The organism is Streptomyces anatolicus, from assembly GCF_019400875.1.
GTDB lineage: Bacteria > Actinomycetota > Actinomycetes > Streptomycetales > Streptomycetaceae > Streptomyces > Streptomyces anatolicus.
In genome coordinates, this window is the sequence record NZ_WMBF01000278.1 from 1 (window position 1) to 8,360 (window position 8,360).

8 protein-coding genes are annotated in these 8,360 nt (G+C 72.9%); 1 reads left to right on the forward strand and 7 read right to left on the reverse strand.

Annotation, left to right across the window (positions count from 1 at the left end):
- A partial coding sequence (locus GKQ77_RS21955) for an FGGY-family carbohydrate kinase (RefSeq protein ID WP_219690645.1) occupies nucleotides 1-1,469 on the reverse strand: 1,469 nt, incomplete at its 3' end.
- A gap of 263 nt (nucleotides 1,470-1,732) precedes the next feature.
- On the opposite strand from GKQ77_RS21955, the gene GKQ77_RS21960 reads away from it, so the two are divergent.
- On the forward strand, nucleotides 1,733-2,521 hold the full coding sequence (locus tag GKQ77_RS21960; RefSeq protein WP_372459949.1) for a DeoR/GlpR family DNA-binding transcription regulator: 789 nt from the start codon (nucleotides 1,733-1,735) through the stop codon (nucleotides 2,519-2,521).
- A gap of 14 nt (nucleotides 2,522-2,535) precedes the next feature.
- Here GKQ77_RS21960 and GKQ77_RS21965 read toward each other — a convergent pair whose 3' ends face one another.
- The 6 genes from GKQ77_RS21965 to GKQ77_RS21990 form a co-directional block, all read right to left on the reverse strand.
- A complete protein-coding gene (locus GKQ77_RS21965; protein ID WP_219690646.1) occupies nucleotides 2,536-3,195 on the reverse strand; it encodes an ABC transporter ATP-binding protein in 660 nt (219 codons plus the stop codon).
- A complete protein-coding gene (locus tag GKQ77_RS21970; RefSeq protein ID WP_219690651.1) occupies nucleotides 3,188-4,099 on the reverse strand; it encodes an oligopeptide/dipeptide ABC transporter ATP-binding protein in 912 nt (303 codons plus the stop codon). The genes GKQ77_RS21965 and GKQ77_RS21970 overlap by 8 nt, the downstream gene beginning before the upstream one ends.
- A 44-nt stretch (nucleotides 4,100-4,143) precedes the next feature.
- Nucleotides 4,144-5,010 carry an ABC transporter permease gene (locus tag GKQ77_RS21975; RefSeq protein ID WP_219690647.1) on the reverse strand — a complete coding sequence of 289 codons (867 nt, stop codon included), beginning with the start codon at nucleotides 5,008-5,010 and terminating at the stop codon, nucleotides 4,144-4,146.
- Nucleotides 5,003-5,968 carry an ABC transporter permease gene (locus tag GKQ77_RS21980; protein ID WP_219690648.1) on the reverse strand — a complete coding sequence of 322 codons (966 nt, stop codon included), beginning with the start codon at nucleotides 5,966-5,968 and terminating at the stop codon, nucleotides 5,003-5,005. The genes GKQ77_RS21975 and GKQ77_RS21980 overlap by 8 nt, the downstream gene beginning before the upstream one ends.
- 59 nt (nucleotides 5,969-6,027) lie before the next feature.
- Nucleotides 6,028-7,620, reverse strand: coding sequence for an ABC transporter substrate-binding protein (locus GKQ77_RS21985; RefSeq protein ID WP_219690649.1), 1,593 nt, complete (start codon nucleotides 7,618-7,620; stop codon nucleotides 6,028-6,030).
- A 141-nt stretch (nucleotides 7,621-7,761) separates the two neighbouring features.
- A partial coding sequence (locus GKQ77_RS21990) for an acyl-CoA dehydrogenase family protein (protein WP_258021729.1) occupies nucleotides 7,762-8,360 on the reverse strand: 599 nt, incomplete at its 5' end.

The following is an 8,360-nucleotide window of genomic DNA, read 5'->3' on the forward strand; positions in this document are numbered from 1 at the left end:
GTGGCGGACCAGCCGGCGTCACGGGCGAGGGCCCGCCAGCCGAGGAACGACTCGTAGAGCCGCGCGTACCGCGCGGAACGCTCCGGGTCGGGCAGCCAACTCGTCTCCATGCGTACGTACTTGGCGGCGGCGCTGTGCATGCTGGACTCGGCGCCGCTGAGCACGAGGCCGGTGAGGAAGGCTCCCTTGGCGCCGAGTTCGGTGTCCTTGGAGCGTGCCGTGGGGACGCCGGTGGCGTCGGCGATGAGGGCGCACCACGCGGCGCTGTTGGCGCCGCCCCCGCACAGCCGCAGCTCGGTGACGGTGGTGCGCGAGGCGACGAGCGAGTCCCGGAGGACGAGGGAGAGCCCGTCGAAGACCGCGCGGGCGATGTCGGCGCGCGTGTGGTCGAGCCGCAGCCCCCAGAAGGAGCCGCGGGCCCGCGGGTCGAGGAAGGGCGCCCGTTCGCCCGCCGGGGAGAGATAGGGCAGGAACATCAGGCCGCGCGCGCCGACCTCGCTGGTGAAGGCCAACTCGGCCAGTTCCGGGGGGCCTTGGAGGGCGAGGGTGTGTGCGGCCCAGGTGAGGACCTCGGCGCCGTTGAGGGTGGGGAAGGCGCGCAGGACGCGTGCGCGGCCCCGGTAGGCGATATGGATGCCGGACGGCTCGCCGCTCGTGTCGACGTCCTCGCGGACGATCTCCGTGCACAGTGTGGTGCCGAGGATGCCGCACGCCTGCCCGGGGTTGACGACGCCCGCCCCGCGGGCGGTGGAGGCGATGTCGTACGGCGCCATGACGACGGGCAGCCCGGCGGGCAACCCGAGCTGGGCCGCCGCCTCGGAGGTCATCTCCCGGATGCGCTCCTGCTCGCCGAGGACGTCGGGCAGCAGGCGGGCGTGCGGGGTGAGGCCGAAGAGGGCGAGGATCTCGGGGTCGTACGCGCCCGTCGCGTGGTCGAGGAAGGGCGCCGACGCGTCGGACTCGTCCGTGGCGGTCACTCCGGTGAGGCGCAGGAAGAGCCAGCCGGCGGCGGTCAGCGAGGCGGTGGAGCGGGCCAGGCGGTCCGGGTCGTGGGCGTCGAGCCAGCTGAAGAGGGCGTTGGGCATGCCGCTGCAGGTGAGGGAGCCGTTGCGGCGGTAGGCCGCCTCCAGGACCCCCTCGCGCTGCCAGCGGGTGAGGATGTCGCCCGCGCGGCCGTCGGACCACAGGATCGCGGGCCCGGTGGGGCGCCCCGCGGCGTCGACGAGCCAGGCCCCGTCGCCCTGCGCGGTGAAGGTGACGAGCCAGACCGGATCGGCGATGTCGGACAGGGCGTTGCGGACGGTGTAGACGACGGCGTTCCACACGGTGTCCATGTCCTGCTCGGCCCAGCCGGGGTGGCGGCGGTGCACCTCGGTGGCGAGGCGGGAGACGGCCAGCTCGTTGCCCTGGTCGTCGAAGACGACCGACTTGATCATCGTGGTACCGACGTCGATGGCGAGTACCGACATGGGTCGCAGTCCCTTCGTGACGGTGGCTCGACCGAGTCAACCGGCGGGCGAAATCCCACGTCAATCGTCTGGTGACACCTCCCGCGGCGGGAATCTCGCGCCATGTGAGGAGGAATGGACGCCCCCACCCCGGGCCGGGCGGCGCCCTGGCCCACCACTCGGTCGGCGTGTGAAATCCATGGGATCATCACTCGGGAATTTCACACGGGCCGGGTGTACCGGGGATCAGGTGTGCGAGGACCGGGAGACGAGGTGGTGGCGCCATGATGACGGCGGACCGCGCGGAGCCGCGCGAGGAACGGCGCGGGCGCATCCGTGAGTCGGTGGTCGCGAACGGCTTCGTACGCGCCTCGGATCTCGCCGCCGAGTTCGGCGTCAGCCTGATGACCATCCACCGGGACCTGGACTTCCTCCAGTCGCAGGGCTGGCTGCGCAAGGTGCGCGGCGGCGCGACGGGCCTGCCGTCCGCGCAGTTCCACGGCAGCGTCGCCGAGCGCATGGCGACGCTGACGCAGACGAAGCAACGCCTCGCGCGCGCCGCTGCACGGGAGTTGGTGCCGGGCCAGACGGTGCTGCTCGACGACAGCACGACCTGCCTGCACCTGACGCGTCTGTTCACCGAGCGCACCCCGCTGACGGTGATCACCAACTCGCTGCCCGCGATCACGGCGCTCGCGAAGGAGCCCGGCATCTCCCTGATCGCCCTAGGGGGCAGCTACTTCCCCGCGTACGACGCCTTCATGGGGCTGCACACCGCCGACAGCGTCGAGGCGTTCCGCGCCGACGTGCTCTTCATGTCGACGACGGCCGTGACGCGCGGCCGTTGCTACCACACGTCACCGGAGACGGTGCAGGTGAAGCGGGCGATGATGGCGGCGGCCACGCGCCGGGTGCTGCTCGCCGACCACACCAAGTTCGCCAGGGACGGCCTGTACGCGCTGGCTCCGCTCTCGGACTTCGACCTGCTGGTGGTGGACGACGGTCTCGCGCCCGAGGAGGTCGCGGCGGCCCGCCGGGGAGGAACGGAGGTCCGGGTGACCCCCCGCGCGTGAGGAGGGCTGCGCCCCTACCCGGCCACCAGCTCCTCCCACCGCACGGTGCGATCGCACCACCGCTCGAGCAGCACCCGGTCATGGCCGACGGCGAGCATCCCCGCCCCGGACTCCCGCCGGTACTCCTCCACGACGTGGACCAGCGCCGCCGTCGTCGAGGCATCGAGCATCGCCGTCATCTCGTCGCAGACGAGCCACCTCGGCCGCAGCACCAGGGCCCGTGCCAGACAGGCCCGCTGCAGCTGACCGTCGCTGACCTCGTGCGGCCGCCGCCCCATGAGGTCCTTGCCGAGACCGACGCGGGCCGCCAGCTCCGGCACGAGCTCCGCGACCTCCGAGGAGCGGCCCACCGCCCGCAGCGGCTCCGCGACGAGATCCCTGAGCGCCAGCCGGGGGTCGGCGGACAGCCTCGGCTGCTGGAAGACGACCCCGAAGGCCGTCCGCTGCTCGCGCGGGGCCCGGTGCCGCCAGCCCCGCGCGACCTCGCCGTCGATGACGAGCTGCCCGGCGTCGGGCCGGTGCAGCAGCGCCGCGACCCGCGCAAGTGTCGACTTGCCGCAGCCGCTGGGGCCGAGCAGGCCGACGGACTCGCCGGGTGCGAGGGCGAGGTCCACGGACCGGAAGACCGGGGCGCGCCGGTCGTATCCGGCGGTGATGGCGCGCAGTTCAAGCACGGGGCGCCTCCAGCACGTCCGCGTGGGGGTGGTGGCAGGCGGCCCCGCCGGTGAGCGCGGGCACGGTGGCGCACGCCGCGTCGGCCCGTGCGCACCGCGCCGCGAACGCACACCCCTCGGGGAGCGCGGTCAGCTCGGGCGGCATGCCGGGGACGGGCGTGAACTCCCGCTCGGGCAGGGCGTTCAGGAGCCCTCGGGCATAGGGGTGCCGGGGCCCGCGCGCGCCGAAGAAGTCGTCGGCCGCGGCGATCTCGACGACGCGGCTCGCGTACATCACGGCGACGCGGTCGGCGATGCGTTCGGCGGCCGCGAGGTCGTGGGTGATCAGGAGCAGTGCGCGGTCGGCACCGACGTGGCGGCGCAGCTCGTCGACGGTGCGGTCCACGAGGTCGCGGTCGAGGCCGGTGGTGGGTTCGTCGGCGAGCAGCAGCGGTGCGTCGCCGATGAGGGCGAGCGCGGTGGCGGCCCGCTGGGCGAGGCCGCCGGACAGCTCGTGGGGGTAGCGGTCGAGGTGCCCGGCGGGGAACGCGGCGCGCTCGGCGGCCGCTTCGGCGGCGGCCCGCACGTCCGCTCTGCGCACCCCCGTGAGTTCCCGCAGGGTCTCCTCCAGCTGGGAGCGCACGGTCCGCACCGGCGTGAGGTGCGCGGCGGGGCTCTGCGGTACGAGGCCGACGCGTCGCCCGCGCACGGTGCGGGCCAGTGTGCGCTCGTCGGCGGTGAGCAGGTCGGTGTCGCCGAGGAGCGCCGAGCCGGAGGTCTGCGCGTTCTGCGGCAGCAGTCCGAGCAGCGCGGAGGCGAGCACGGACTTGCCGCAGCCGCTCTCGCCGACCAGGGCGAGGCACTCCCCCGCCGCGAGGTCGAAGGTGGCGTCGGTGACGGCGGAGACATGGGTGCCGCCGCGCATGCGGAAGCGTACGGACAGACCCTTGACGGAGAGGACGGGGACCGTCACAGCATCAGCTCCGATCGGCGCCGGGGGTTGATCCGCTCCCGCCAGGCGCCCGCGAGGCCCGCGATGGCCAGGGTGGGCACGATGATGAACAGGCCGGGGAAGAGCGTGGGCCACCAGTCGCCCGCGAGGAGCGACCCGCGCGCGCTCTGCACGAGTGTGCCGAGGCTCGCCTGGTGGGTGGGGAGTCCGAGGCCGAGGAAGGAGAGCGCGGACTCGTGCCAGATGGCGTGCGGCACCATCAGGACGGCGGCGAGCCCGGCCTGCGGCAGGACGCCGGGGAGCAGGTGCCGCACGGCGACGCGGAGGCGTGAGGCGCCGCCGGAGATCGCCGCGTCGACGTAGGGCCGCGCGCGCAGCGACAGCACCTCGGCGCGCACGATGCGGGCGGTGGAGAGCCAGTGGGTGAGCGCCACGGAGACGACGACCGGCCATACGCCGGGCCGGAACATCGCCACGATGAAGATGCCGAGGAGCAGGTGCGGCACGGACGAGAAGACGTCGACGAGCCGCATCACGATCCGGTCCACCCAGCCACCGGAGGCGGCCGCGAGGGCGCCCACGGCGGTGCCGATGACAGTGGCGACGACGGCCGCCACGACGCCGACGAGCAGCGAGACCCGCAGCCCGTAGACGCAGCGCAGCAGGAGATCACGGCCGACGTCGTCGGTACCGAAGGGGTGTGCGAGCGACGGCGGCCGGAGCTTGGCCGCCAGGTCGACGGCCTGCTCGTCGAGGTTGACGAGGGGCGGCACGACGAGGACGGCGAGGACGACCGCGGCGACGATCACCGCGGAGGTACGCACCCGCCACGCGCGCGTGGAGCGTCGCACGCCGCCGTGGGCGCGCCAGACGATGTCAGCCATCGAAACCCACCCTCGGATCGGCGAGGCCGTACAGCAGGTCGGCCACGAGGTTGCCGAGCAGCACCGCGGCCGTGGCGAGCGCGGTCAGCGCGGCGAGCAGCGGGAAGTCCACGGAGGTCGCGGCCTGCACGGTGGCCGCCGCGATGCCGGGCCAGCTGAAGACGGTCTCCACCAGGAGCGCCCCGGTGATGAGTTCGGGCACGCGGGAGCCGATGAGTGTGAGTACCGGCAGCATGCCGGAGCGCAGGGCGTGCTTGAGCAGGACGGTCCGTTCGGCGAGGCCACGCGCGCGTGCCCCACGCACGGGGTCGTCACCGAGCGCGTCGCCGACGCCTTGACGTACGTACAGGACGAACCAGGGCAGCTGCGAGACGGCCAGCACTCCTGCGGGCAGCACGAGGTGGCTCGCGACCTGGCCCGCGGTCACGGCGGAGCTTGCCGTGTCGGTCAGGCCGCCCGAGGGCAGGACGCCCAGCTTCAGCGCGAACAGCCACACGGCGAGCAGGCCGAGCCAGAACGGCGGCGCCGCCTCCAGCGTGTACGCGAGCGAGGTCACCGCCCGGTCGACCCAGCCGCCGGGGCGGCGCGCGGCGAGGACGCCGAGCGCCGTGCCGAGCAGGATCGCGGCGAGGAACGCGGTGGCGGCGAGCAGCACCGACCAGCCGACGCGCTCGCCGATGACGTCCGCGACGGGCTGGCGCAGCGTGCTGGAGTCGCCGAGGTCGCCGGTGAGGGCCGAGGTCAGCCACTCCCACCAGCGGGCGGCCAGCGGCCGGTCGACGCCGAGGTTGGCGCGCAGCTGGTCGAGGTTGTCCTGCGAGGCGGTGAGCCCGGCCGTGCCCGCGTACGCCTTGACGGGGTCGAAGGGCGAGGCCGCGGCGATGGCGAAGACGCCGAAGGTGACGACGAGCAGGACGGGCACGGCGAACAGGGCCCGCCGTCCCGCCAGGCGCGCCATCGGCCCCCAGGGGAGCCGGCGTGCGGCCCGCTTCCCCGGGGCGCCGGATATCGCGGAGGTCACTTGGCCGGCTGCCAGTCCTCGACGTTCCACCAGGGGCCGGAGGCGAGGCCGTGGTCGTGCGGCTCGACCTGCGTGCTCAGGTCGCCGAAGCGCTTGTCGACGACGTAGAGGTGGTCGATGTGGGTGAGGAAGGTGTAGCCGGGGTTCTTCACCAGCTCGCGCTGGATGGTGTCGTAGGCGGCCTGGCGCTTGGCGTGGTCGCCGCTCTTGCGGGCGTCCTCCAGGGCCTGGTCGACCTTCTTGTTGTCGTAGTGCGCCATGTTGTTGAAGCCGTCGCCCGCGAGGGAGGACTTCAGGAGCGTGTACTGGTCGAAGTCGGGGTCGGCCGGGGAGCCGCCGCCCGCGAGGACCGCGTCCTTGGGCATGCGGGGCTCGATCACCTCCCACGTGCCGGACTGCACCTCGACCTTGATGCCGAGCTTCTTGGCGTCGGAGGCGTAGGCGAGGGCGTGGTCCTGGCGGAGCTTGTCGCCGGAGAGGTACCAGAGGGGGAACTTGGCCTGGACGCCGTCCTTCTCGCGGATGCCGTCCTTGCCCGGCTTCCACCCGGCGTCGTCGAGGATCTTCTTCGCCTTGGCGGGGTCGAACTTCCGCTCGGTGCCCTTGGTGAACCAGGGGCTGTCGGTCGGGACGGGACCGTAGGCTTCCTTGCCGGCGCCGTCCAGGATCGAGTCGACCATGGCCTTGCGGTTCACGCCGACGTCGAGGGCGCGGCGGATGCCGGTGTCGCCCGCGACCTTGTTGCCGGTGGGCAGGGTGACGACGCGGTAGTCGAAGGTCCTGGCGGCGTACGTCTTCTTGCCGCCGTCGTCCTCGTACTTCTTCGCGAGGTTCGGGGGCAGGATGGCGCCGTCCAGCTCACCGGCGTCGAGCCGGGTCGCGCGCACGTCGTCGTCCTTGATGATCGCCATCGTGAAGTTCTTGATCTTCGGCGTGCCGCCCCAGTAGTCGGGGTTCGCCTTGAAGGTCAGCTTCTCGCCCTTGGACCACTTGACCAGTTCGTAGGGTCCCGTGCCGACCGGCTTGGTGGTGAAGGCGCCGGTGTTCACGTCCTGCTTGCCCGCCACGTGCTCGGGGGCGATGGGCAGGACGGTCCGCTCGGCGAACGGCGCGTAGGGGTACTTGAGGTGGAAGACGACCGTGTCGTCGCCCTCCGCCTCGACGCTCCTGACGGCGTCAAGCTCGGTCTTGGACGCGTTGTTGGTCTTCTTGTCCAGGATCGTCTCGTAGGTGAAGACGACGTCCTTGGCGGAGAAGGGCTTCCCGTCGCTGAACTTGACGCCCTCACGCAGCTTGTACGTGTAGGTCTTTCCGCCGTCGGTGACCTTGGGCAGGTCGGCGGCGAGGGCGGGCCGCAGCTTCATGTCGGCGTCGTGCGTGAGCAGCCCGTCGAAGATCTTCGAGTTGCCGTCCTTGCCGTAGCCGAGGAGCGGGCTGAGGGTCTCGGGCTCGTACGCGATGCCGACGACCGCCGAGTCCTTGGCGCCTTCGGCACTGCCGTCGCCCGGCGCGGAGCAGGCGGAGGCGGCCACCGCTATCGCGATGGCCGCCGCCACGCCGCCCGTGCCCCGTATCGATCGGGCCCTCATACTCCACACCCCAACTGAAGATCAAGCGTTATTGCGAACGGCTCGCAATTATGCCTTACGCAGCAGGGGCGCAGGTCAGGGCGCCGGGAGTGCGGGCTCAAGGCGCTGGGAGCGCGGGGTCAGGGCGCCGGGAGCGCGGGGTCAGGGCGCCGGGAGCGCGACAAGACCGGCCAGTGTCTCCCGGTGCGCGCCCGCCGTGCCGTAGGCGATCGCGTCGGCCTTGGCGCGCTTCAGATAGAGGTGGACGGGGTGCTCCCAGGTCATGCCGATGCCGCCGTGCAGCTGCAGGGCCTCCTCGGCGGCGCGCACGGCCACCGGCGCCGCGTAGGCCTGCGCCAGCGCCGAGGCCAAGTTCGGCTCGTCGCCGCCGGTGGTCAGCGCGTCGGCGGCGTGGCGGGCGGCGGCGCGGGTGTTCACGACCTCGAGCCACAGCTGGGCGAGGCGGTGCTTGAGCGCCTGGAAGGAGCCGATGGGCCGGTTGAACTGGTGCCGCTCCTTCACATACCGAACCGTCTCGGTCAGGCACCACTCGGCGACGCCCAGCTGCTCGGAGGCGAGCAGCGCGGCCCCGGCCCGCAGGGCCCGGCGCACGGCCGCCTCCGCGTCCGGCGTGAGCGCACGCGCGCGTGCCGCGTCGAAGGTGACCGTGGCGAGCGGGCGGGTGAGGTCGAGGGAGGTGCGCGGGGTGACGGTGACGCCGTCCTGGGCGGTGTGGACCGCGTAGAGCCCACCGCCCGCCC